This is a genomic window from Thioalkalivibrio sp. ALgr1 (genome assembly GCF_000378285.1).
Lineage (GTDB): Bacteria > Pseudomonadota > Gammaproteobacteria > Ectothiorhodospirales > Ectothiorhodospiraceae > Thioalkalivibrio.
Map to the genome: position 1 here is coordinate 563,563 of NZ_KB905133.1, position 22,006 is coordinate 585,568.

Consider the following 22,006-nt stretch of genomic DNA (forward strand, 5'->3'; position numbering starts at 1 on the left):
CCGCAGCACTCGCCGGCTGCCTGCCTGGGCGTTCACGGGACATTGGTGCGAAAGGAGAGACTCGAACTCTCACGGGTTTTACCCCACTGGGACCTAAACCCAGCGCGTCTACCAGTTCCGCCACTTTCGCGTGTGCATTCAATGGTTCGATAAAGGCGCGCATTCTAGCCTGTTCGCGCCCCATAAACACAAAAAGCCCGCGTAGGCGGGCCCTTGTGCCGGCCGCGCTCGCACGCGCCCGGGAATAATGGTGGGTCGTGTAGGATTCGAACCTACGACCAATTGGTTAAAAGCCAACTGCTCTACCAACTGAGCTAACGACCCATGTCTGAGGCCCGCATGGCACCCCCGCAGGGGTCCGCCGGCCTTGTCATTACGCGGCAGCACCTGAATCACCGCGCCGCGTAGTTTACGGCCCGCCGGGGAAAACGCAAGGCTCCCCCGGCGGCCGGCGATCAGATGGCCTCGAGCTTGCGCATGCCACCCGGCAGCAGCTTCATGTCCACCAGCGAGGTGACCAGGGCCTTGCCGAAGGTCGCCTCGTCTTCATAGACCATCTTGTAGTACTGGATCTTCATGGTCAGCGCGGACCCGAACACGATGAACGCAAAGGTAAAGAAGCCACCCAGCGCCAGCGTGGAAATCCCGGTGACCGCCTGACCGATGGTGCAACCCAGCGCCAGGATGCCGCCGACACCCATCAGGATGCCGCCGATGAAGTGGTTCACGAAGTCACGGAAGGACGAGAACCACTCGATTCGGAAGCTGCGCGACACCAGAGCCCAGAAGAACGAACCCAGGATCACGCCGGCCAGCGCCAGCACACCGAAGTAGAGCATGGTGCGGTCAAAGCCGCTGGACACGTAGCCCACGCTCTGGCCCATCGGGTTGATAAAGGTAAACGACTGGTTGGCCCAGGGACCGGACAGCGCCGGACGCTCGCCATCGTCGTCATCGGCGACGAAATCCCATTCCTGGATGTATTCCTGGGCGCTGTACACGCCGCCCATGCCGTCGTCGATCTGGATGTTGCTGGTCAGCCACCAGGCCCCGATCACCACCAGGCCGATCACCAGACCGCCCAGGATGTTGTCGAAACTCTTGCGGAAATCCGCGGCCTTGAAGATCAGGGCCAGCAGCAGCACACCGATCACCAGACCCATCACCAGGCGGGCGCCCAAGGCGTTCTCGCCAGCGATAATGGAGCCAAGATCCTGGCCGCCTTCCATCTGGATGGACACCGCGTCCATCCAGCCAAACAGCAGCTGGAACAGCGTCTGGCCGGTGCCGAAGACAGTGGCGCGGCTGGTCAGCCAGAAGGCGATCACACCGATGATGATCATCACCATCACCGACTTGATGTTGCCGCCACCCACACGCACCAGCGTCTTGTTACCGCAGCCGGACGCATAGGTCATGCCGATGCCGAACAGGAAGCCACCCAGGACGTGCCCGAGCCAGTTGAAGTTTTCGCCGCGGTAGGGAGGGAAGGAACCCTCGGCGCTCAGCACCCCGAAGAATTCGAGCGCCGCCACACCCAGCATCGCCACGGCAATCGCCAGCAGCCAGGAGCGCATGCGCCCGGTATCACCCATGTTCACCCAGTCGGAGACGGCTCCCATGGTGCAGAAGTTGGTCTTGTTCGCGACCGCACCCATGATGAAGGCGAGGACGAACGTGCCGCCCAGGAACATCATTGCGGCGGTTGAAAAGCTGGAGAATTCCATCAACGTATCCTCTCACTGATCGGTTGTCGGGCACGCCTGCACCCATGGGGTGCGCAGCATACATCGGACGCAAGACGAGATCGACCCCCAATTCATTCCGGACCCGGGGCTGTCTGACGAGGGCGAACCGTCCGCCGTCAGGCCGTCCGGTAGAGAGTCGGGTCGGGGACACCAGCGGCCGCAAAACCCTCGCGACGGATACGGCAGCTGTCGCATCGCCCGCAGGCCCGGCCCTCGGGGTCGGCCTGATAGCAGCTCACCGTCTGGGCGTAATCGACCCCCAGGCGCGCGCCGGCACGGATGATCTCGGCCTTGCTCATGTGCATCAAGGGTGCACGCACCTCCCAGCGTACGCCCTCCACCCCGGCACGGGTAGCGACCTGCGCAAGGTCGCGGAAGGCGTCGATAAAGGCCGGGCGACAATCCGGGTACCCGGAGTAGTCGACCGCATTCGCACCGACATAGAGCAGCCGGGCATCAAGCGTTTCGGCCAGCCCCAGCGCCAGAGACAGGAACACCGTATTACGGGCGGGCACATAGGTCACCGGGATGCCTTCGCTCGACTCGGTGGGGACCGCGATCGCGTCATCGGTGAGCGCGGAGCCGCCGATCGCGGTCAGGTCGACCCGGACCACTCGGTGGTCCTGCACGCCCTGGGCGGCAGCCACGCGGCGCGCCGCGTCGAGCTCGGTACGGTGTCGCTGGCCATAGTCGATCGACAGGGCATGACAGTCGAGCCCGTCGGCCAGCGCCATTGCCAGGCAGGTTGCAGAATCCAGCCCGCCCGAGAGTAACACCACCGCCTTTTCCGGTTGCGACATCGACTAACGACCTGGTTGATCGCCCCACAGGAGCTTGTGGAGCTGAAGCTGAAACCGCACGGGCAGCCGTTCGGCCACGATCCAGTCGGCCAGCTCGCGCGGGGCGAGCTCGCCGAATACCGGCGAGAACAGGACCTCGACCTCGGGCGCAAGATCCAGGCGCCCGAGTTCCGCGCGGGCCCAATCGAAATCCGCTCGGTTCGCGAGTACGAACTTCAGCTGATCGCCGGCAGCAAGGTGAGGGATATTGGCCTCCAGGTTGCGGTCCTGCTCGTCGGAGCCCGGCGCCTTCCAGTCCATCACGACCGTGACGCGCGAATCGAGCCCGCCGATGTCGAGGGCGCCGCTGGTTTCCAACGACACCCGATAGCCTGCATCACACAGCCGCGCCAGCAGGTCGCGACAACCGGGCTGGGCCAGTGGCTCCCCACCCGTGACACAGACATGACGGACGCCCGTCTGACCGACCCACGCGAGGATCGTGTCCAGCGCGCGTGCCTCGCCACCCTCGAAGGCGTAAGCACTGTCGCACCAGCGGCAACGCAGCGGGCACCCGGTCAGCCGCACAAATGCGGTGGGCCAGCCGGAATCCGCCGCCTCGCCCTGCAGCGAAACGAACATCTCGGTGATACGGACCTGGGTCGGGCCATGCGAATCGCCCGTGGTCGGTGCGCGCCGGGCACGCACGGGGATCTCGGTCATTGCCCGTCGAGCCGCCGCAACCGCTCGCGTGCCAGGCGGTCCAGCGTCGTGCCGCCGTAATCGGCGCGCACCGCCTCCAGCGCCTCGCGGGCCTCGTCCTCGTTGCCCAGCTCGTAATGCGCATAGCCGATCTTGAGCAGGGCATCCCCGGACTTGTCGCTCTCCGGGTACTGCTCGCGCAAATGCTCGAAATCCTCCAGGGCCGCCTCGAAGTCGCCACTGGCATACTTGGCCTCGGCCAGCCAGTACCAGGCATTGGCGGAATAGTCGCTGTCGGGATAGCTCTCGATGAAGCGTTCAAGGCCGCTCATCGCGGCGTTGTAGTCACCCGCCATCAACTGCTCGAAGGCCTCCTGGTAGGCCGCCTGCTCGTCCGCCTCGGGAAGGTCGAACTCAATGACCTCGTCCGCCGGGGCAGCGGTATCCGCGGGCGCGGCCGCGCCGGTCTCGAACGTGGCCACACGCTCGTCCAGGTTACGGAACTGATCGCGCTGACGGGCGTTCAGACGCTCCAGCTCGTGGCGCAGCGTCTCCACTTCGCCCCGCAGCTCGCGCATCTCCCGGTTCATGGTTTCCGCACCCCGCAGGAGTTCCTGCATGGCGCTGGAGTCCAGCGTCCGCTCGATGCGGTCCAGCCTCCGCGAGAGGTCGCGGATCTGCGACTGGGTCGCGAACACGTCGTCCTGGGCGACGGCTTCGCTGGCAAGCGGGCCCCACGACCCCATCGCCAGGACCAACACCCCGGCGGCGACCGCCACACCCACCCGTGGAAAGAGAAATGCCCCCGGGGGGGCATTTCGGTTACTGCTACCTGTCAAACGCCGCATGGCGCCTCCCGTCGTCTAGCGCCGGGATTCGTAGACCAATTCGACCCGGCGATTCTTGGCCCAAGCCTCCTCGTTCTGCTCAAAGGCGACCGGCATTTCTTCACCATAACTGATGACCTCGATCTGGTCATCCGAGGCCCCGTTCAGGGTCAGGATACGGCGCACCGACTGTGCGCGGCGCTCGCCCAGCCCCAGGTTGTACTCGCGAGTACCCCGCTCGTCGGTATGGCCCTCCAGCCGCAGGCGGGCCCCGGAGTTCTGCGACAGATAGGCCGCATGCGCCTCGAGCATATCCATGTACTGCGACTGCACCTCGTCACGGTCGAACTCGAAATAGACCAGGCGCTCGGCCAGCGGGCTGTCCGGATCATCCAGCGCATCGGCATCGAACTGCCGATCGCGGCCCAGCGCGCGGGCCTCGGCCTCGCGGGCCTCGGCTTCGGCGCGTTCGCGCTCCGCTTGCTCGGCCGCAGCCCGCTCGGCCTCGCGTTCGGCATCCTCGGCATCACGCGTCGGCGTCGCACATGCCGACAGCGCCCCAATCACCATGGCCACAAAAAACCAGCGAAAGATCGTGCTCATCACGTCATTATCCTCGAAAAGCGGTTGTTATTAGGAAGATCAATTCAAGGGTGACCAGGCCGGCTCACGGACCTCGCCCTCCCTGGCAGCGAGACGCTGATGGACCTGCCCATCCTGGCTCACCGAGCCCAGCACGCCACGCCCGCCATCTGTCATCGCATAGATAATCATGCTGCCATTCGGGGCAAAGCTTGGCGATTCCGCATCCCGCCCATCCGTGAGGCGGGTCACACGGCGGTCGTTCAAATCGAGACGGGCCAGTTGAAATCCGCCATCACCACCGTGCACGTAGACCAGATAACGCCCATCCGGGGACACCGTCGCCGCGGCCGCATAGCCGCTCTCGAATGTCAGACGCCGGGGGCTGCCCCCCTCTCGCGGCAGCGCATAGATCTGCGGCGCGCCTGCGCGGTCGGACGTAAAGTAGAGGGTTTCGCCATCGGGCGACCAGACCGGCTCGGTCTCGATCGAGCTGGTCTGGGTCATCTGGCGCATCTCGCCCGTCTCCAGCTCCATCAGGTAGATATTCGGCGCCCCATCGCGTGACAGGCTCAGCGCGAGATAGCGGCCATCGGGCGACCAGGCGGGCGCGCTGTTGATACCCGTGAAGCTGGCCACCCGTTCCCGACTGCCGGTCTCGACATTCTGGCGATAGACCTCGGAACGGCGGTTCTCGAACGAGACGTACACCAGTTCGCGTCCATCCGGCGACCAGTCCGGCGACATGATCGGCTTCGCGGAACGAAACAGGGTGCGCGGATTGGCCCCGTCGGAATCGGCGACCTCAAGGGCAAAGCGGCGCTCGTCGCCATTACGCTCCACGCTCACGAACGCGATGCGCGCACTGAATGCCCCCGGGTCACCCGTGATCTGTTCGTAGATGATGTCCGAGATACGATGCGCCCCGCGCCGGAGCATGTCGCCGGGCACCGGAATGCGCCAGCCGCCCAGGCGTTCCTCGGACAGCACATCGAATACGTGAAACTCCACGAGGACGTCATCGCCATCGCGGCGCTGATTGCCCACGACCAGGTACTCGACCCCGGTGTCGGCCCAGGGCTCGGCAAGAAAGTCGGCCGGTCCGGACGGGGCCGAAGGCAGATCATCCTGTTCGACATTGAACAGCCCGCTGCGGGCCAGGTTGGCCGCGACGATCTGGGAGATGTCCTCGTCGAGCTCACCCTCCCCCTCGTAGGTAAACGGCGCAACGGCCACCGGTATCGCCCCGGTGACCCCCTCGGTGACCGTGACTTCCAGTACGGCCTGTGCCTGCGCTGCCCACAGCAGCAGCATGGCCGGCAGCATCCAGTGAATCAGTCGTCGCATGAGCTCCTCGTCAAGCGGGCGTGGCCCGCGAATCAGTCCGGTTCAAATCGGATCCGCACCCCGCCCCGCACCGCGCTCGCATCCGGCGGGCGTGGCAGCGAACTCAGACGGTCCATGGTCTGGCGCACGGAGTCGCAGAACCGGCTGTCGCCGGAACAGCTTTCGATATCGAAGTCGATGATACGCCCGGTCTCGTTTACGCGCACGAGAACAATGGCACGGTCCGAGGAGTCAATATCCGACGGCTGACGCCAGCGCCGCTGGACCACCGACTGCACCTGGGCACGCCACTCATCCACTTCGCGATCCATCTGCGCCTGGCGCTCGGCGGCCTCGCGCCGTTCGCGCGCCTCCGCCAGGCGCTCCTGCTCGCGCTCCATTGCCTCGCGGCGGCGCTGCTCCTCCAGTTCGCGCTCCTGCTCGGCCCGGCGCTCGGCCTCTTCCTGCGCACGACGCTCGGCCTCTTCCTGCTCGCGGCGCTCCTGCTCTTCGCGGGCCTGGCGTTCGGCCTCTTCACGCTCGCGCCGCTCCGCCTCTTCGCGCTCGCGGGCCTCCTCGGCCTCCTGTCGTTCACGCTCCGCCGCCTCGCGTTCGGCGCGGATCCGTTCACGCTCGGCCTCGGCCTCTTCCTGTGCGCGCTGACGCTCCTCTTCGGCCTCTCGGCGTGCCTGCTCGGCTTCCTCGATCGCCTGCTGCCGCGCCCGTTCTTCCTCTTCCAGGCGGCGTTGCTCTTCGGCCTGTCGGCGCTCTTCCTCGCGGCGGGCCTCTTCTTCGGCGCGCCGTTGCTCCTCTTCCTCGCGCAGCTGCTCGGCGACTTCTTCCTGACGGGCAACCTCGCGTTGGTGCTCGACCTGATCGAACGCCTCGGCATCCACGGCCACCGCGTCGATCACCTCAATATCCTCCTGCACCGAGATCTCCACCGCGGCCTGCGAGGAGGTGGGGGATATCAGGCTGATATTGAACATCAACGCCGCAAACAGCGCCCCGTGCAACAGGAGCACGAGGAGGAAGCTGACAGGGTGGCGGCGGACAAGCTCGAACACGGCAGCGTGCGTCAGTCGCCGGTTTCGCGCGGCGGCTCGGTGATCAGTCCGACACGCCCGCCGCCCGCGCGCTGCAGGGCGATCATGGCGTCGATCACACGCCCGTAGTCCACATTACGGTCGCCACGCACGAAGGTCTGGGTGCCCGGATGCTCCGCCAGGAACTCGCGCACGATCTCGGTCATCTCCTGCGGCGCCAGCGGCTCATCGATGATTGGCCCCTGGTTCAGGCTCATGGCCCCACTGGCGTCCACGGTCACCACCAGCGGCTCGGCCGCCTGTTCGTCCCGGTCCAGGGCCTCGGCGTCCGCCTCCGGCAGGTCGACTTCCACGCCCTGCTGCAGCATGGGCGCGGTGATCATGAAGATGATCAAAAGCACCAGCATCACGTCGATAAACGGCACGACGTTGATCTGGGACATGGGCCGCCGCAGGCGGCGACTGTTGCGGCGCTGCTCGGACATGGGTCAGGCCGTGGCCTCGGAGGCCGTATCCGTGGACTTGGCGTGAACCTGCCGGTTGAGCAGAGCCACGAACTCGTCATTGAAGTTCTCCAGGCGCACGGCCACGCGGTCGACATCCCCCGCAAAGCGGTTGTAGGCGATCACGGCCGGGATCGCGGCAAACAGACCCAGCGCGGTCGCGATCAGGGCCTCGGCGATCCCGGGAGCGACCATCGCCAGGGTCGCCTGCTGCACCCCAGACAGCCCCAGGAAGGCATGCATGATGCCCCAGACCGTGCCGAACAGGCCGATATACGGGCTGGTTGACCCCACCGTGGCGAGGAACTGCAGATAACGCTCCATCTCGTCAATCTCGCGCGCGATCGCCACACGCATGGCACGCTGGGCGGGCTCACCGGCCGGGATGCCATGCTGGCGCGCACGCAGAAATTCCTTGAACCCAGAGGAGAAGACGTGCTCCATGCCCGTCATTTCCTGCTTGCGCCGCACCCCTTCGTAGAGATGGGACAGGTCGGCCCCCGACCAGAAGCGCTCCTCGAAATCGTCGCAGGCGCGGTGCGCCGCATTCAGGGACCTGGCCTTGACGACGATCGCCAACCAGGAGAGTACGGAGGCGAGCACCAGAATCACCATCACCAGCTGGACCACCAGGGTCGCCTCCATCACCAGCTGGTACATTGAAAAGTCGACTGCCACTTGTCCGTCTCCCGTTACAGCGTTACTTGGTTCCGGCTACGCGGTCAGCCGGCCCATGATCATGATGTCGGCGCAGGGCCTCCAGTACCGGACCGGGGATCGCGGCGGGCGCCTGGCGCGCCACCTCGACGCAGGCAATCCCCACCTCGCCGCTGGCCAGGGTCTCGCCGTCGTGCTCCACACCCTGATGGAACTCCAGGCTCGCCCGGCGCAACGAGTGCAGCCGGCAGGTCACCGTCAGGGCATCGTTGAAGCGCGCCGGGCGCCGCATATCCAGACAGCAGCGGCGCACCGCAAAAACGATCCCGTATTCCTCGCGCAATGCATCCTGCTCGAACCCCAGCGCGCGCAACCACTCGGTGCGCGCGCGCTCCATGAACTTGAGGTAGTTCGCGTGGTAGACCACGCCGCCGGCGTCAGTGTCTTCGTAATAGACTCGCACCGGCCACTCGAACGGGGCGTCGCCTTCCGTCACGGACGGCCTCCGCCCTGGCTGTCGACCGGCGCCAGCAGGTCGGGTTCCACCGACCCGGTCAGGCCGAACATCGCCAGCGTCCGCCGCGTGGCCTGACGCCCGCGCGGGGTTCGCTGCAGGTACCCCTGCTGGATCAGAAACGGCTCGACCACATCCTCCAGGGTACCGCGATCCTCGTTCAGCGCCGTCGCCAGGCTTTCCACGCCGACCGGCCCGCCGTCGAATTTCTCGACCAGCACCTCCAGCAACCGGCGGTCCTGGGCATCCAGGCCCGAGGCATCGATCGCCAGCAGGTCCAGCGCCTGACCCGCGACCTCGGCGGTAATCACGCCGGAGGCACGGACCTCGGCATAGTCGCGAACCCGCCGCAGCAGGCGATTCGCCAGGCGCGGCGTGCCCCGCCCGCGGCGCGCGATCTCCGCCGCCCCTTCAGGCTCGATCCCGACACCCAGCAATCCGGCGGCGCGCCCGACAATATGGGCGAGATCTGTGACAGTGTAATGATCGAGTCGCTGAACGATGCCGAACCGGTCACGCAACGGCGCCGAAAGCAGGCCCGCGCGCGTAGTCGCGCCCACTAGTGTGAACGGGGGCAAGTCCACCTTGATCGAGCGCGCCGCCGGTCCCTCGCCAATCACGATGTCGAGCTGACCGTCTTCCAGCGCCGGATACAGGATCTCCTCGACCACGGTCGGCAGGCGGTGGATCTCGTCAACGAACAGGACGTCCTGGGGCTCCAACGCGGTCAGGATCGCGGCCAGGTCGCCAGCGCGCTCCAGTACCGGGCCCGAGGTCTGGCGCAGCCCCACCCCGAGTTCGTTCGCCACGATATGGGCCAGGGTCGTCTTGCCCAGCCCCGGGGGGCCGGCCACCAGCGTATGGTCCAGGGCCTCCCCGCGCCCGCGCGCCGCCTCGATAAACAGGCCCAGTTGTTCAACCACCCGGGGCTGTCCGGTGTAGTCGTCCAGCCGCTTGGGACGCAGGCTGACCTCCACCCGCGTGTCCTCCGACTGACTCTGCATATCGACCAGGCGTGATTCCATGACCCCGCAGTATGCATCCGTCGCGATGGCGTTTATAGACCCCCGTACAACTTTAAAGGAAGCGTCTCAAAAGCTCCCGATTCAACCCGTATCAAAGCCTGCGGGCAACGGCTCCGGCGGGCTCACAACCTCCCTATCCAGTTCCTCCACGTGCGCCATGCGCGGTCCCTCCCAAAGCCATGCCTCCAGCCGCTCCAGGGCATCCGGGTCGCCGACCGCCAGCACCTCCACGCGGCCGTCCGGCAGGTTGCGCGCATACCCCGTCAGCCCGAGCGCCTGCGCCTGTTCCCGGGTCGAGGCGCGAAAGAACACGCCCTGCACACGCCCCCTGACATGCCAGCGGCGGGCATGGGTATCATGGGCCTTTGCCATCGATGACCTCCGGAGTCGATTCATGTCCGACGCCCCTACGCTGTATCACAACCCGCGCTGCAGCAAGTCGCGCGCGACCCTCGCCCTGCTGCGGGAGCAAGGTGTAGAGCCCGAGATCGTGGAGTATCTGAAGACGCCACCGGATGCCGCGACGTTGAAGGGCGTGATCGAGAAGCTGGGCATCCGCCCCCGCGACCTGCTGCGCACCGGCGAGGCGGAGTACCGCGAGCTGGGCCTGAAAGACGCGGAGATGGATGACGAGGCGCTGATCCAGACCATGGTCCAGCACCCGAAACTGATCGAGCGACCGATCCTGATCGTCGGGGGCGCGGCCCGCATCGGGCGCCCGCCGGAACAGGTGCTGGAGATCGTGTCGTGAGCACGGCACCGGAGATCCTGGTGCTGTACTACAGCCGCTACGGGGCGACCGCCGAGCTGGCCCGCCAGGTCGCAACCGGCGTCGAAAAGGCTGGCGCCACCGCGCGGGTGCGCACCGTACCCCCAGTCTCCACGAATATCGACGAGGACCGCCCGGCAGTACCCGAGGACGGGCCACCCTATGCCGAACTGCGCGATCTCGAGGAATGCGCGGGGCTGGTCATGGGTTCGCCGACCCGCTTCGGCAACATGGCCGCGCCGCTGAAATACTTCCTCGACGGCACCAGCGGGCTGTGGGCCAGCGGCGGGCTGGTGGACCGGCCCTTCGGCGTCTTCACCAGCACGGCCACCCAGCATGGCGGGCAGGAGACCACCCTGCTCAGCATGGCCCTGCCGCTGATCCATCAGGGCATGCTGTGGGTCGGCGTGCCCTATACCGTGCCGGAGCTGAACAGCACCACCAGCGGCGGCACGCCCTACGGCGCCAGCCATGTGGCCGGCACCCAGGGCGAGCAGGCGGTCACCCGCGACGAACAGCGCATCGCAGCAGCCCTTGGGGAACGCGTCGCGCGCATCGCCTTGCGCCTCGAAGCAGCACCTGGCGCCCCGGCATGATCGCGCTGTCCCGTGCCCTGGCTCTGGCCGGCTTTCTTGGACTGCTGCTGCTAATCCTGGTCTGGACCACCTGGATCGCCCCACCGGAGATCGTCCCGGTCTGGCTGGCGTTGATCGTACTGGTCATGCCGCTGCTGTTTCCGCTGCGCGGGATGCTGCACGGAAGGCGCTACACCCACGCCTGGTCCAGCCTGCTGGCGCTCGCCTACATCACGCTCGGGATCACCATCGGCGCGGCCGCGGAGGACCGGCTCTATGGCCTCCTGATGACCGGAGCCAGCCTCGCCTGGTTCGCGGGCAGCCTGCTGTTCGTGAAACTGGACGCCCGGCGGGCCCGCGCGGCGGCCGAGTAACCTCAAGCAACCCCGGGTTCAGCCCATACGGGCCAGCTGTTCGCGCACGAACGGGATGGTCAGGCGCCGCTGCTGGGCTAGCGCAGCCAGATCCAGGCGGTCCAGCAGCGCCAGCAGCGTGGACAGGTCACGCGAGCAGCGGCGCAGCAGGTAATCCGCCACCGGCTCCGGCAGCTCCAGCCCGCGCAGGGCCGCACGCTGTGCCAGGATCTCCTTGCAGGCCGCATCATCCGGCCGCTGCATGCGGAACACCGGGCCCCAGGCCAGGCGCGAGGCCAGATCCGGCAACTGGACCGGTAGCCCCTCGGGCGGTGCCGCGGCCGCCAGCAGCACGCGGCAGCCGGCATCACGCAGCCGGTTGATCAGCCCGAACAGGGCCTCGTCCCAGTCCCCGCGGCCCACCACGGCCTCCAGATCATCCAGCGCCACCAGACGCGAGCGCTCCAGACCATCGAGCACGGCCATCGGTGGCGCATCACGTACCTCGCCAAGCGGCAGGTAGCTGACCGGTTCCCCGCGCTCGTGTCCCTGGTGACAGGCAGCCTGCAGCAGGTGCGTCTTGCCGGAGCCGGGCGGCCCGTGCAGCAGGATCTGCGGCTCCTGTATCCCGGTCCCGACGCTCAAGGCCCGCACGGCATCCCGCGCCAGGGCATTGCCTGCCACGCAAAAACCGGAAAAACGCGAGGCGTCGCGCAGGCGCAGGTCCAGCGGCATCTGGCGCTCCAGCGGGCTGTTGCCTTCGGGTCTCACGGGACATCGGCCCCGGCTGCGTTCATGTCCCGATAGCGCGCCATTGCCTGACGCACCGCAACTGCGAGCACCGCCGCCACCGGCAACGCAAGCAGGACCCCGAAGAACCCGAACAGCTGACCGCCGGCGAGCACGGCAAAGATCACCGCCACCGGATGCAGCCCGGTCCGGTCCCCCACCAGCCACGGGGTCAGCACCACCGACTCCAGCACCTGCGCCACCGCGAAGATCACCAGCACCACCAGCAACAGCGTCCAGCCATCGCCCTGGAACAGCACGGCCGCCGTGGCCAGCACGATGCCCACGATCACGCCCACATAGGGGATGAAACTGACCAGTCCGGCAATCAGGCCGATGGCCAGCCCCATCTGTACGCCCGCCACACTCAGGGTGATCGCGTAGAACAGCCCCAGCGCCAGCATTACCAGTAGCTGCCCGCGCAGGAACGCCCCCAGGGTATGGTCCGATTCCACCGCAAAACGGCTGACCGGGTCACGCCAGGCTCGCGGCAGCAGGTCATGCAGACCCGCGACCAGCCGCGGCCAGTCCCGCAGCAGATAGAAACTGACCACCGGGATCAGCACCAGATTGAGCACGCCCAGGACCAGGGCGCCGGTCGAGCTGCCCAGCCAGTGCAGCAACCCGCCCGCCAGACCGCCGGCCTCGCGCCAGTGCTCGGCCAGCAGTTCCTGCAGTGCCGCCGGCTCCAGAGCCGGCAGGCGATCGCCCGCCTGCTGCTCGATCCAGGGACGAACCCGCTCGTCGAACCAGGCGATCACCTCGGGCAACAGCAGCATCAGGCGTTCGAACTGGGCCATGGCCAGCGGGATCAGGACCAGCACCAGCCCCGCCATTCCCAGCATCACCAGCACGAAGATCACCAGCGTGGCCAAGGTGCGCGAACCGCCCATGCGTACCGCCAGGCGCGTCACCAGGGGGTTGAACAGGTAGCCGATCAGCAGCGCGATCAGAAACGGCGTAAGAATCGGCGCTAGCAGATAGAGCGCCACGCCCAGGACCACCAGCCCGACCAGGGCCGCCAGCGTGGCAGCAGAGAATGGCGCCAGCGGGTTCACTCGCGGCGCAGCCAGGCCTTCGCCTCGGAGTCACCGCGCGGATCCTCCGCCGCGCCATAGCCGCTGGCGTGCAGCAGGTCTACCAGGTCATCCGGGGCCAAACCCGTGCGCACCTCGAGGGTCACCGCGTTACCACCCAGCGAATCCAGCCTTGCGCTCTCAATAGCCTCGATCTGCGCCAGCTCCCGCCGCAACGCCTCGAACGCGGGAAAGCCCTCGATCCCGACAAAGCCCAGCTTCACCCACTCGGGCTCGGCGGCGACGCGGGCCAGCGGTGCCACGACCTGGTCAAGGCCATCCTCGACCGCCGCGCGCGCCGCGGCGGCCGGAGATTCACCGCGGCCCTCACTACGGTACTCGCGCCCACCATGCACGGTAATGGCACGCGCCTCGGCGCCACCCCCAACCGAGCGTACATGCAGCGCCACGATACCCGTCGGCCCGTAGCGCCCGGCCGCTTCCTGCAGCGGCTCGGTCACGCCACCAATCACATCCCCCGCCTGCGCGGCCCGGCGATCCTCCAGATCCCCCAGTGGCAGCACGAAAGGCATCCCGCGATCGCGCCCCAGCGCGTCAATCCCGGCCAGCACATCGGCCTCGTCCTGGGTGGAGCCCAGCAGGTGGCGGCGCCCGTCCGCCTCGTACACCGCCCAGACCAGCAGTTGCGGGCGCGCGCCCAGCACCACGGGCACCTCGGCGGCATTTAGAGCGTTGCGCAGGCGGCCCCGATCGAACTCCAGGCGATATTCGCCGTTATCCACCTCCTGCCGCCGACGCAGGGCCTCAATACGCCCCTCCTCGTCCAGTTCCAGCAACAGGAGCTGCGCCAGTTCGCTCAGCTCCGGCGAACGCTGCCCGGCCACGCGCACCAGCGCCTGTTCCAGGCCCTGCGCCAGCGCGGTCGTTTCGTCCTCCGCATGGACGTTCACCACCACGGCATCATCCGCCAGCAATGGAGAGACCAACAACAGCAGACACAGGAGTAGGCACGCAGCCAGGGCGCGGGACGGGCGAAAGAGGCGCAGCATAGGGTTGAATGGCGTTTTCGACAGGCGCCCAAAATACCACAGCGCCCCGCCCTGCAGCGCCCGGCTTTTTGCACGCCCCCCGGCGCCTCGCTACCATGCCGGATTCCGCGAGCGCCGCCGGATACCGGATGCGGCCATCAACCACCCAGGGTACCCATGTCCGAAACCCGTTCAGGCCTGACCTACCGCGAGGCAGGTGTCGACATCGAGGCCGGCGCCGAGCTGGTCGAACGCATCAAACCGCATGCCGCCCGCACGCAGCGCCCTGGCGTCATGGCCGGGCTGGGCGGCTTTGGTGCCCTGTTTGAGCTCCCGATGGACCGCTACAAGCAGCCTGTGCTGGTCTCCGGCACCGACGGCGTAGGCACCAAGCTGCGCCTGGCCCAGGAGACGGGGCGCCATGACAGCATCGGCATCGATCTGGTGGCGATGTGCGTGAATGACATCGTGGTGCAGGGAGCCGAGCCGCTGTTCTTCCTCGACTACTACGCCACCGGACACCTGGACGTCGATATCGCCGCGGATGTCGTCACCGGTATCGCCACCGGCTGCGAACAGGCCGGCTGCGCCCTGATCGGGGGCGAAACGGCCGAGATGCCGGGCATGTACCAGGGCGAGGACTACGACGTCGCGGGCTTCGCGGTCGGCATTGCCGAAAAGGAGGCCCTGATCGACGGCACCCGGGTCAGCGCGGGCGATGTCGTGCTCGGGCTGGCCGCCAGCGGCCCGCACTCCAATGGCTATTCTCTAATCCGGCGCGTCCTGGAACACTCCGGCGCGGCCCTGGATGCCCCGCTTCCCGGAGCCGACGGCACCACATTGGGCGACGCCCTGATGGCCCCGACCACGATCTACGTGCGCCCGCTGCTGGATCTGATGCAGCAGTTTCCGGTACACGCGGCGGCCCACATCACCGGTGGCGGCCTGACCGAAAACCTCCCGCGAGTGCTGCCGGAGCAGCTGTGCGCCCGCATTGATCCGCAGGCCTGGCAATGGCCACCCGTGTTCGACTGGCTGCAACAGGCCGGCGACATCGCGCCTGAAGAGATGCTGCGCACGTTCAACTGCGGGATCGGCATGACCGTGATCCTGCCCGAAGACCGTGTCGAGGCCGCCAGCTCGGCACTGGCCCGGGCGGGCATCCCGAGCTGGCCGATCGGCGTGATCGTGAACTGCGAAGACACGGCCCCCGGGGTGGTCTACGCCGCACGATGAGCAGCAACGCCGGCCCCTCCAGCCCGGATTCCCTGCCACGCCTGGTCGTCCTGATCTCGGGGCGCGGCAGCAATCTGGGCGCCATGATCGAGGCCTGCAACACTGGCCACATCCCGGCCCGGATCGTCGGCATCATCAGCAATCGCCCCGATGCAGGGGGGCTGGCCTACGCGGAAGAGCACGCGATCCCCGCACGTGTTCTGAACCACCGCGACTACCCCTCGCGCGAGGCCTTCGATGCAGATCTGGCCGAGGCGATCGAGGCCTTTGACCCCGATCTCGTGATCCTGGCCGGCTTCATGCGCATCCTGACCCCCGGTTTCGTCGATCGCTTCACGGGAAGGCTGTTGAACATTCACCCCTCCCTGTTGCCGAAGTACCGTGGGCTGGACACACATGCCCGCGCGCTGGCCGACGGGGAGGACGAACACGGCGCCAGCGTGCATTTTGTCACCCCCGAACTGGACGGCGGCCCGGTGATCATGCAGGCCCGCGTGCCGGTCCTGCCCGATGACACGCCCGAGAGCCTCGCCACCCGCGTCCAGCGCGCCGAACACCGGCTGTATCCCGAGGTCGTGCGGCGCCTGTGTTCAGGGGAAATTCAGTGGCGCGACCGCATCGTGACCGGGGACAACACCCCGTTGACGGTCCCGCTGCAGCTCGAAACCAATGAGGTAGTACCCGATGTTGAAGCTCCCGAGGAACGGAGCCCTGTGCCGCGCGACGCGGACTAGCCTGCTGACCGCCCTGCTCCTGCTGGGACAGGTCCTGCTGGCGTCCGCTGCCGCCAATGAGCCCCAGGAGGGTCCGCGCCTGCCGCCATTCACGGCCAGCTACGAGGCCCAGGCCATGGGCAACACCCTGAATGCCAGGATCACCCTGAACCACGAAGACGTACAAACACGCATGGCCATGGATGCCCATGTATCCGGCTTCCTGCGGATCCTCGGGCGCTTCGAGCTGAGCCGCGAGGCCCTGATGAACGCCAACGACGTCGGGCTTCAACTGGTCACCTCGCGCAGCCGCGAGGTGACACCCCGCCGCGAACGCAAGGTCGAGACGCGCTTCGACTGGGAAGAAGACCGTGCGATCGGACACGTAGACAACGAGCGATTCGATATCGAGGTTCCCCCGCATACCCTCGACTTCCTCGGCTCGCTGTACTTCATGATGCAGCGCCTGGAAGCGGGCGACCTCGCCAGAGAGGGCGACGGCGAAACGGTACAGACCCTGGAACGCGACCGCCTGCGCGAGTATCGCTTCGAGTACGCCGATACGGAGACGATCGAATCCCCGATGGGGCGTATCGAGACGGTGCGCGTCGTGCGCAAGAGCCAGGACAGTGACATCGAACTCTCTGCCTGGTTCGCCCCCGACCTCAGCCACCTGCCGGTAAGGTTCGATTACGAGGCCGACGGCCGCGTGTTCGAACTGAAGCTGACCCGGCTGGAGTGGCACGACCCGATCATTGACCTGACCGAGTAGACACCATGAGCGAGACCTTTGACCTGGCCATCATCGGAAGTGGCCCCGGGGGCTATCGTGCCGCCGTTCTGGGCGCCCTGCGCGGGCTCAACGTCGTCATCGTCGAAAAGGGCGACTGGGGCGGCTGCTGCCTGAACCGCGGCTGCGTGCCGAAAAAGGACTGGTACCACACCGCACGCACCGTCGCCGCGCAGCGCCACTTCGAGGGCCGCGGCATCAGCGGCAGCCTCACGGCCGACATGGACCGCGCCTGGGACCACCAGAAGGACGTGGTCACCGAGGTCCGCAACTCCTACCTCGGCTACATGAAGCACCTGAAGATCCAGTACCGTCACGGCACTGCCCGCTTCCGCGATGCCGAAACCCTCGAGGTCGCGACGGAGGATGGAACCGAGACCATCCAGGCCCGCCATACCATTATCGCCACCGGTGCCACCGCTACTGTCCCGGCCCCGTTCACGACCGAACCCGGGCGCGTACTGACCACCGACATGCTGTTCGACGACAAGCCGCCGGCAGGCAAGCGCGTCGCGATCATCGGCTCCGGCGTGGTCGCCACCGAGTTCGCCTGGATCTTCCATCACCTCGGCAAGAAGGTGACCTGGCTGTCGCGCTCCAAGCCCCTGTCCACCCAGAAATTCAGCCCTCAGGCGCTGGGTACGCTGAAGGAACAGCTGGCCGCGGACGGCATCGAGCCGGTGCGGGTCAAGGGATATGACCAGGTCGAGACCTCCGATAACGGCGTCACCATCACCGACAGCGAGGGCAACAGCTTCGAGGTCGACTGGGTCCTGCTCGGCACCGGGCGCACCCCGCATACCGAGGGCCTGAACCTCGACGAAATCGGGGTGAAGATCGATGCCCGCGGCTTCGTGAAGCGCCGCCCCACCCTGCAGACCGATGTCGACAACATCTACGCCATCGGCGATGTCGCGAGCGAATGGCAGACCGCGAACCACGCGCTGGCGGACGCCACCATCGCGGTGGAAAACATCCAGAACGGCAATTCCCGCGAGCAGGACGAGCGCTTCGTGCCGATCGCGATCTACTCCGCGGTGGAGATGGCGCGCCTGGGGATGGACGAGGACGACGCCGAGGACGATGAGCTGGAGCCGGCGGTCGGCTTCGCCGCGTTCGAGACCTCCCCGCGCGCGCTGGGCCAGGACGAGCCGGAGGGCTTCGTACGCCTGATCGGCGACATGGACACCGGCGCCCTGCTGGGCGGCGAGGTCATCGGCAGCGACGCCGGCGAACTGATTCACATCCTTTCGCTGGCCCCCGACCGCGACACCGCACTGGCCTGGCTCGCCCGCGGCCAGTGGAACCACCCGGCCCGCGCCGAGGAATTCCTCAACGCAACGGAAACCCTCGCCTCGAAGTGGAACCTGAAGTCCGAGATCTTCGGGCTTTAGTGGACACGGGCGGCACAAGGATGTGCCCCCATAGCCGCCTTAGCCGGGAACGCAATCAGCGCAGAAACAGCGAGTAGGCCGGGTTGGCCGTCTCCTCGTGCCAGGGGTAGCCGACTTCCTTCAGAAAATCGCGAAAGCGCGCGCGATCCTCGGCCGGGATCTGCATCCCCACCAGCACGCGCCCGTAGGCGGCCCCGTGGTTGCGGTAGTGGAACAGGCTGATGTTCCAGGTCTGGCCCATGTGGGTCAGGAAGTTCAGCAACGCCCCGGGGCGCTCGGGAAACTCGAAGCGGTACAGGCGTTCGTTGCGGACCTCGCCGCCATGACCACCGACCATGTGCCGCAGGTGCAGTTTGGCCACCTCGTTCTCGGTCATGTCCATGACCTCGTAGCCCTGCGCCTCCAGCGTCTCGCGGATCGCCTGACGTTCGCTGTCGCCGCCTTCCAGCTTGATGCCGGCAAACACGTGCGCACGCTCGTCGTCCGCGTAGCGGTAGTTGAACTCCGTGATGCCCCGCTTGCCGATGGCCTGGCAGAACTGGCGAAAGCTCCCCGGGCGCTCGGGGATGGTCACCGCGAACAGGGCCTCGCGGTGCTCGCCGATCTCGGCGCGCTCGGCCACGTGGCGCAGACGGTCGAAATTGATGTTGGCACCGCTCAGCACGGCGGCGAAGTCGCCCCCCGTGATCCCTTCGCGCGCGATGTACTGCTTCATCCCGGCCACCGCCAGCGCGCCCGCCGGCTCCGCCAGTACGCGGGTGTCGTCGAACACATCCTTGATCGCGGCGCAGATCGAGTCGGTATCCACCAGCAGGACCTCGTCGACCAGCTCGCGCACCAGGCGAAAGGTCTCCTTGCCCACCTGGCGCACGGCGGCGCCGTCGGCAAAGATCCCGACCTGCTTCAGCGTGACGCGACGATTCTGCTGCAGCGCCTTGTACATGGACGGGGCGTCGTCCGGCTCGACCCCGATTACCTTGATCTCCGGACGCAGGCGCTTGATGTAGGCGGCCATGCCCGCCGCCAGACCTCCGCCACCGATGCAGACGAACACCGCATCCAGCGGCGCGGAGTGCTGGCGCAACAGTTCCATCGCCACGGTACCCTGGCCGGCGATTACGTCCGGATCGTCGAACGGGTGGATAAACGTATAGCCGTGCTTTTCCTGCAAGGTCCGCGCATGCGCGGCCGCCTCGTCGAAAGAATCGCCGTGCAATACCGCCTTCCCGCCATAACGGCGCACGGCCGCGATCTTGATCGACGGCGTGGTCACCGGCATCACGATCACCGCCTTGATCCCCAGATGGGCCGCGCCCAACGCCACCCCCTGGGCATGGTTACCTGCGGAGGCGGCAATCACGCCTTTCTTGCGCTGCTCGGGCGTAAGCTGCGCGATCTTGTTGTAGGCCCCGCGCAGCTTGAACGAGAACACCGGCTGCAGGTCCTCGCGCTTGAGCCAGATGCTGGACCCCAGGCGCTGCGACAGCGTCGGCATCGGCTCCAGCGGCGTCTCGCGCGCGACATCGTAGACACGCGCCGTGAGGATCTTCTCGAGGTAGGGGACTGTCATGGCCGGAACGATAGCACGGCGCGAATCATGCTTGTCTCGCTTGCGCGCCAGTCGGTATCCTCGGCGGGTTATAGACATCAAAGACGAGACAGCGTAATGACTCAGGACGAAATGAAGAAGGCGGTCGCCGAGGCCGCGCTCGAGCGCATCGAAAGTGGCTGGATCGTGGGGGTCGGCACCGGCTCGACCGCGAATTACTTCATCGATGCCCTGGCCGGTATCAAGGGCAAGATCGACGGCGCTGTAGCCTCCAGCGAGGCCAGTGCAGAGCGCCTGCGCGGCCACGGGATCGAGGTCCTGGATCTGAACTCCGCCGGCCCGCTGCCCATCTACGTCGACGGGGCCGACGAGGCGACGCGCCACCTGCACCTGACCAAGGGTGGGGGCGGCGCGCTGACCCGCGAGAAGATCGTCGCGGCGGCCTCGAAGACCTTCGTCTGCGTCGTCGACGAGACGAAGGTCGTGGATTACCTCGGCGCATTCCCGCTGCCGGTCGAGGTGATTCCGATGGCGCGCAGCCACGTGGCCCGTGCGCTTTCGAAGCTGGGCGGCAATCCGGAGCTGCGCGAGGGCTTCAAGACCGATAACGGCAACGTCATCCTGGACGTGCACAACCTGCGCATCATGAACCCGGTGGAACTGGAGTCCGAGCTGGACCACATCGCCGGCGTGGTCACCAACGGCCTGTTCGCCCGCCGCCCGGCGGACGTGATGCTGGTCGGCTCGCCCTCTGGCGTCGAGGAAATGACCGCCTAGTGAGCGAAACCGGCAAGTGGCTGATCGTCATCGGCGGGCTGATCGTTCTGATCGGCCTGCTGTGGCCCTGGCTGGGCAAGGTCCCCTGGGGTCGTCTGCCGGGCGACATCGTGATCGAACGCGAAAATGCCCGCTTCTATTTCCCGATCACGACGATGATCATCGTAAGCGTGGTGATCTCGATTATTCTCGCACTGTTTCGGCGTTAGCCACGCAACAAAAAGGCCGGGGATGTCCCCGGCCCTTTTGTTTGTGAGAGCCATGCAAAGCGGCTCTCGGCCACAGTCGCTAGCGCGCCATGACCTCGTCGTAGAAGCGCTGCAGGCCGCCTTCCAGGAAGTAGTAGTCATCCACCCCGCGTTCTTCCAGGTGGTACTGCAGCCAGCGAGCCTGCTGCCCGTACTGGTCGAAGATCAGCAGGGTCTGCTCGTTGCGCCGGGCCTGGTCCACGATACGGTCCAGGGCGCTGATGTCCGACAAGGGCGCGCCGACCTCGCGGCCACCAAACAGCGAGATCTCGTCGCGTTCGCCGCGGCTGCGGATATCCACGACCACGACATCCTCACCCTGGCGGGCGCGCCGGGAGAAGGCGTCGGCCGCCAGCACGCGGGCCTCGAAGTCGTCCCCGCTGATCAGTTCGTCCTCGGCCTCGTTGGCCGGCTCACCACGGAAACGAGCCAGCCCTGGGTAGCGCTCGACCCAGTCCTGCATCCCGGCGTCATAGGCCTGGGCCGAAGCCACGCCGAGCTCGTTGGCGCGCGCGGCGGCACGATAGCCGGCGTAGCTCTGGCGTCCGTTGCAGTAGAACACCAGTGGGCTGCCATGTTCCTCTTCCAGCGCCAGGATCTGCTGATCGAAGTCTTCGCTGTCGAGATCGACGTGATGAGCGCCCTCGATATGCAGGATGTCGTATTCCAGCCGGGGGCGAACGTCGACCACGGTGGACCCCGACAACTGGCCGCGCAGGTCGAACAGATCCACCGCCTCGACCCCAAAGCGCTCATAGAGCGGGCGGCCAGGGAATTCCACAAAAGGTTGCTGGGCCGAGGCCACGATGGGCGCTCCGGCCAGACTCAGGCACAGGGCCACCAGGGCCACTCGGGGGCGAGCGAAACGAACGATCATGCGAACTCCCTTGGTTGACGATGGGCGTCCGCGAACTGCGGCCCACGAATCGCCCCTTTAGCCCTCCGGGTCCCGACCCGGAACGCACATCGCACGATGCACGTTTTGGCAGGGTACCCGGTTGCCCCGATTGTAGCCAACCATACGCGGCTTTCCAGGCGC

At 66.7% G+C, this 22,006-nt stretch carries 26 protein-coding genes and 2 tRNA genes; 9 read left to right on the top strand and 19 right to left on the bottom strand.

Features of this window, described 5'->3' with window-relative positions; translation table 11 throughout:
• Window positions 1–43: 43 nt before the first annotated feature.
• From F466_RS0107055 to F466_RS0107120, 14 genes are all read right to left on the bottom strand, one after another.
• Window positions 44–130, bottom strand: a tRNA-Leu gene (locus tag F466_RS0107055).
• Window positions 131–248: 118 nt separating this feature from the next.
• Window positions 249–324 (bottom strand) — tRNA-Lys (locus F466_RS0107060).
• A gap of 131 nt (window positions 325–455) precedes the next feature.
• Window positions 456–1,727 (bottom strand): YeeE/YedE family protein, encoded by a 1,272-nt coding sequence (locus F466_RS0107065; RefSeq protein ID WP_018138788.1) that lies wholly within the window; start codon window positions 1,725–1,727, stop codon window positions 456–458.
• 137 nt (window positions 1,728–1,864) lie between these two features.
• Window positions 1,865–2,548, bottom strand: coding sequence for a 7-cyano-7-deazaguanine synthase QueC (queC, locus tag F466_RS0107070; protein WP_038048905.1), 684 nt, complete (start codon window positions 2,546–2,548; stop codon window positions 1,865–1,867).
• A 3-nt stretch (window positions 2,549–2,551) separates the two neighbouring features.
• Entirely contained in the window at window positions 2,552–3,250 is a 699-nt protein-coding gene (queE, locus tag F466_RS0107075) for a 7-carboxy-7-deazaguanine synthase QueE (protein ID WP_018993734.1), read from the bottom strand.
• The gene (ybgF, locus tag F466_RS0107080; protein ID WP_018138791.1) at window positions 3,247–4,014 is read right to left on the bottom strand and encodes a tol-pal system protein YbgF; all 768 of its coding nucleotides are present in this window, start codon (window positions 4,012–4,014) and stop codon (window positions 3,247–3,249) included. The genes queE and ybgF overlap by 4 nt, the downstream gene beginning before the upstream one ends.
• A 78-nt stretch (window positions 4,015–4,092) precedes the next feature.
• Window positions 4,093–4,659: a peptidoglycan-associated lipoprotein Pal gene (gene pal / locus F466_RS0107085; protein WP_018138792.1), complete on the bottom strand. Its 567-nt coding sequence runs from the start codon at window positions 4,657–4,659 to the stop codon at window positions 4,093–4,095.
• Between the two features lie 39 nt (window positions 4,660–4,698).
• A complete protein-coding gene (gene tolB, locus F466_RS0107090) occupies window positions 4,699–5,985 on the bottom strand; it encodes a Tol-Pal system beta propeller repeat protein TolB (protein WP_018993735.1) in 1,287 nt (428 codons plus the stop codon).
• A 32-nt stretch (window positions 5,986–6,017) separates the two neighbouring features.
• Entirely contained in the window at window positions 6,018–7,031 is a 1,014-nt protein-coding gene (gene tolA, locus F466_RS0107095) for a cell envelope integrity protein TolA (protein WP_018993736.1), read from the bottom strand.
• 11 nt (window positions 7,032–7,042) lie between these two features.
• Window positions 7,043–7,495, bottom strand: a complete 453-nt coding sequence (gene tolR / locus F466_RS0107100; protein ID WP_018138795.1) for a protein TolR — start codon at window positions 7,493–7,495, stop codon at window positions 7,043–7,045.
• A gap of 3 nt (window positions 7,496–7,498) precedes the next feature.
• Window positions 7,499–8,173, bottom strand: a complete 675-nt coding sequence (tolQ, locus tag F466_RS0107105; protein WP_018138796.1) for a protein TolQ — start codon at window positions 8,171–8,173, stop codon at window positions 7,499–7,501.
• Between the two features lie 40 nt (window positions 8,174–8,213).
• Complete coding sequence (gene ybgC / locus F466_RS0107110; protein WP_018993737.1) at window positions 8,214–8,666, bottom strand: tol-pal system-associated acyl-CoA thioesterase; 453 nt, start codon at window positions 8,664–8,666, stop codon at window positions 8,214–8,216.
• A complete protein-coding gene (gene ruvB / locus F466_RS0107115; RefSeq protein WP_018138798.1) occupies window positions 8,663–9,709 on the bottom strand; it encodes a Holliday junction branch migration DNA helicase RuvB in 1,047 nt (348 codons plus the stop codon). The genes ybgC and ruvB overlap by 4 nt, the downstream gene beginning before the upstream one ends.
• A gap of 81 nt (window positions 9,710–9,790) precedes the next feature.
• Window positions 9,791–10,081: an acylphosphatase gene (locus tag F466_RS0107120; protein WP_018993738.1), complete on the bottom strand. Its 291-nt coding sequence runs from the start codon at window positions 10,079–10,081 to the stop codon at window positions 9,791–9,793.
• 22 nt (window positions 10,082–10,103) lie between these two features.
• Between F466_RS0107120 and arsC the strand changes: the two genes are divergently transcribed.
• From arsC to F466_RS0107135, 3 genes are read left to right on the top strand one after another with little or no spacing between them, the layout of a single operon-like run.
• A complete protein-coding gene (arsC, locus tag F466_RS0107125; RefSeq protein WP_018138800.1) occupies window positions 10,104–10,460 on the top strand; it encodes an arsenate reductase (glutaredoxin) in 357 nt (118 codons plus the stop codon).
• Complete coding sequence (wrbA, locus tag F466_RS0107130) at window positions 10,457–11,074, top strand: NAD(P)H:quinone oxidoreductase (RefSeq protein ID WP_018138801.1); 618 nt, start codon at window positions 10,457–10,459, stop codon at window positions 11,072–11,074. Before arsC ends, wrbA begins: the two co-directional genes overlap by 4 nt.
• Window positions 11,071–11,427 carry a DUF2069 domain-containing protein gene (locus tag F466_RS0107135; protein ID WP_018138802.1) on the top strand — a complete coding sequence of 119 codons (357 nt, stop codon included), beginning with the start codon at window positions 11,071–11,073 and terminating at the stop codon, window positions 11,425–11,427. Before wrbA ends, F466_RS0107135 begins: the two co-directional genes overlap by 4 nt.
• A gap of 18 nt (window positions 11,428–11,445) precedes the next feature.
• On the opposite strand, the gene hda is transcribed toward F466_RS0107135, so the two are convergent.
• From hda to F466_RS0107150, 3 genes are read right to left on the bottom strand one after another with little or no spacing between them, the layout of a single operon-like run.
• Window positions 11,446–12,141 (bottom strand): DnaA regulatory inactivator Hda, encoded by a 696-nt coding sequence (gene hda, locus F466_RS0107140; RefSeq protein ID WP_018174644.1) that lies wholly within the window; start codon window positions 12,139–12,141, stop codon window positions 11,446–11,448.
• Between the two features lie 32 nt (window positions 12,142–12,173).
• Window positions 12,174–13,253: an AI-2E family transporter gene (locus F466_RS0107145; protein ID WP_018174643.1), complete on the bottom strand. Its 1,080-nt coding sequence runs from the start codon at window positions 13,251–13,253 to the stop codon at window positions 12,174–12,176.
• A complete protein-coding gene (locus F466_RS0107150) occupies window positions 13,250–14,281 on the bottom strand; it encodes a DUF2066 domain-containing protein (RefSeq protein WP_018993739.1) in 1,032 nt (343 codons plus the stop codon). The genes F466_RS0107145 and F466_RS0107150 overlap by 4 nt, the downstream gene beginning before the upstream one ends.
• Window positions 14,282–14,437: 156 nt before the next feature.
• Between F466_RS0107150 and purM the strand changes: the two genes are divergently transcribed.
• Genes purM through F466_RS0107170 form a run of 4 tightly spaced genes read left to right on the top strand, consistent with a single transcriptional unit; the run spans window position 14,438 to window position 18,393 of the window.
• Entirely contained in the window at window positions 14,438–15,496 is a 1,059-nt protein-coding gene (gene purM, locus F466_RS0107155) for a phosphoribosylformylglycinamidine cyclo-ligase (RefSeq protein WP_018138806.1), read from the top strand.
• Window positions 15,493–16,230, top strand: coding sequence for a phosphoribosylglycinamide formyltransferase (gene purN / locus F466_RS0107160; RefSeq protein ID WP_018138807.1), 738 nt, complete (start codon window positions 15,493–15,495; stop codon window positions 16,228–16,230). Before purM ends, purN begins: the two co-directional genes overlap by 4 nt.
• Window positions 16,181–16,981 carry a DUF3108 domain-containing protein gene (locus F466_RS0107165; RefSeq protein WP_018138808.1) on the top strand — a complete coding sequence of 267 codons (801 nt, stop codon included), beginning with the start codon at window positions 16,181–16,183 and terminating at the stop codon, window positions 16,979–16,981. Before purN ends, F466_RS0107165 begins: the two co-directional genes overlap by 50 nt.
• 5 nt (window positions 16,982–16,986) lie before the next feature.
• On the top strand, window positions 16,987–18,393 hold the full coding sequence (locus F466_RS0107170) for an NAD(P)/FAD-dependent oxidoreductase (RefSeq protein WP_018138809.1): 1,407 nt from the start codon (window positions 16,987–16,989) through the stop codon (window positions 18,391–18,393).
• A 55-nt stretch (window positions 18,394–18,448) separates the two neighbouring features.
• Here the strand turns inward: F466_RS0107170 and ilvA are convergent, their stop codons facing one another.
• Window positions 18,449–19,963 (bottom strand): threonine ammonia-lyase, biosynthetic, encoded by a 1,515-nt coding sequence (gene ilvA / locus F466_RS0107175; RefSeq protein ID WP_018138810.1) that lies wholly within the window; start codon window positions 19,961–19,963, stop codon window positions 18,449–18,451.
• A gap of 96 nt (window positions 19,964–20,059) precedes the next feature.
• Between ilvA and rpiA the strand changes: the two genes are divergently transcribed.
• Together rpiA and F466_RS0107185 are read left to right on the top strand one after the other, a co-directional pair.
• Window positions 20,060–20,719 carry a ribose-5-phosphate isomerase RpiA gene (gene rpiA / locus F466_RS0107180; RefSeq protein ID WP_018138811.1) on the top strand — a complete coding sequence of 220 codons (660 nt, stop codon included), beginning with the start codon at window positions 20,060–20,062 and terminating at the stop codon, window positions 20,717–20,719.
• Entirely contained in the window at window positions 20,719–20,928 is a 210-nt protein-coding gene (locus tag F466_RS0107185) for a DUF2905 domain-containing protein (protein ID WP_018138812.1), read from the top strand. Before rpiA ends, F466_RS0107185 begins: the two co-directional genes overlap by 1 nt.
• A gap of 79 nt (window positions 20,929–21,007) precedes the next feature.
• Here the strand turns inward: F466_RS0107185 and F466_RS0107190 are convergent, their stop codons facing one another.
• The gene (locus F466_RS0107190; RefSeq protein ID WP_018993740.1) at window positions 21,008–21,844 is read right to left on the bottom strand and encodes a rhodanese-like domain-containing protein; all 837 of its coding nucleotides are present in this window, start codon (window positions 21,842–21,844) and stop codon (window positions 21,008–21,010) included.
• Window positions 21,845–22,006: the final 162 nt, after the last annotated feature.

What these genes read in the sequence shown, in the direction of transcription:
- F466_RS0107120 (WP_018993738.1), bottom strand. Translation starts at nt 10,081, where the DNA reads ATGGCAAAGGCCCATGATACCCATGCCCGCCGCTGGCATGTCAGGGGG.
- ilvA (WP_018138810.1), bottom strand. Translation starts at nt 19,963, where the DNA reads ATGACAGTCCCCTACCTCGAGAAGATCCTCACGGCGCGTGTCTACGAT.
- queC (WP_038048905.1), bottom strand. Translation starts at nt 2,548, where the DNA reads ATGTCGCAACCGGAAAAGGCGGTGGTGTTACTCTCGGGCGGGCTGGAT.
- pal (WP_018138792.1), bottom strand. Translation starts at nt 4,659, where the DNA reads ATGAGCACGATCTTTCGCTGGTTTTTTGTGGCCATGGTGATTGGGGCG.
- arsC (WP_018138800.1), top strand. Translation starts at nt 10,104, where the DNA reads ATGTCCGACGCCCCTACGCTGTATCACAACCCGCGCTGCAGCAAGTCG.
- F466_RS0107150 (WP_018993739.1), bottom strand. Translation starts at nt 14,281, where the DNA reads ATGCTGCGCCTCTTTCGCCCGTCCCGCGCCCTGGCTGCGTGCCTACTC.
- tolB (WP_018993735.1), bottom strand. Translation starts at nt 5,985, where the DNA reads ATGCGACGACTGATTCACTGGATGCTGCCGGCCATGCTGCTGCTGTGG.
- hda (WP_018174644.1), bottom strand. Translation starts at nt 12,141, where the DNA reads ATGCCGCTGGACCTGCGCCTGCGCGACGCCTCGCGTTTTTCCGGTTTT.
- ruvB (WP_018138798.1), bottom strand. Translation starts at nt 9,709, where the DNA reads ATGGAATCACGCCTGGTCGATATGCAGAGTCAGTCGGAGGACACGCGG.
- purM (WP_018138806.1), top strand. Translation starts at nt 14,438, where the DNA reads ATGTCCGAAACCCGTTCAGGCCTGACCTACCGCGAGGCAGGTGTCGAC.
- purN (WP_018138807.1), top strand. Translation starts at nt 15,493, where the DNA reads ATGAGCAGCAACGCCGGCCCCTCCAGCCCGGATTCCCTGCCACGCCTG.
- tolR (WP_018138795.1), bottom strand. Translation starts at nt 7,495, where the DNA reads ATGTCCGAGCAGCGCCGCAACAGTCGCCGCCTGCGGCGGCCCATGTCC.
- queE (WP_018993734.1), bottom strand. Translation starts at nt 3,250, where the DNA reads ATGACCGAGATCCCCGTGCGTGCCCGGCGCGCACCGACCACGGGCGAT.
- F466_RS0107135 (WP_018138802.1), top strand. Translation starts at nt 11,071, where the DNA reads ATGATCGCGCTGTCCCGTGCCCTGGCTCTGGCCGGCTTTCTTGGACTG.
- tolQ (WP_018138796.1), bottom strand. Translation starts at nt 8,173, where the DNA reads ATGTACCAGCTGGTGATGGAGGCGACCCTGGTGGTCCAGCTGGTGATG.
- F466_RS0107065 (WP_018138788.1), bottom strand. Translation starts at nt 1,727, where the DNA reads ATGGAATTCTCCAGCTTTTCAACCGCCGCAATGATGTTCCTGGGCGGC.
- F466_RS0107190 (WP_018993740.1), bottom strand. Translation starts at nt 21,844, where the DNA reads ATGATCGTTCGTTTCGCTCGCCCCCGAGTGGCCCTGGTGGCCCTGTGC.
- rpiA (WP_018138811.1), top strand. Translation starts at nt 20,060, where the DNA reads ATGACTCAGGACGAAATGAAGAAGGCGGTCGCCGAGGCCGCGCTCGAG.
- F466_RS0107165 (WP_018138808.1), top strand. Translation starts at nt 16,181, where the DNA reads ATGTTGAAGCTCCCGAGGAACGGAGCCCTGTGCCGCGCGACGCGGACT.
- F466_RS0107170 (WP_018138809.1), top strand. Translation starts at nt 16,987, where the DNA reads ATGAGCGAGACCTTTGACCTGGCCATCATCGGAAGTGGCCCCGGGGGC.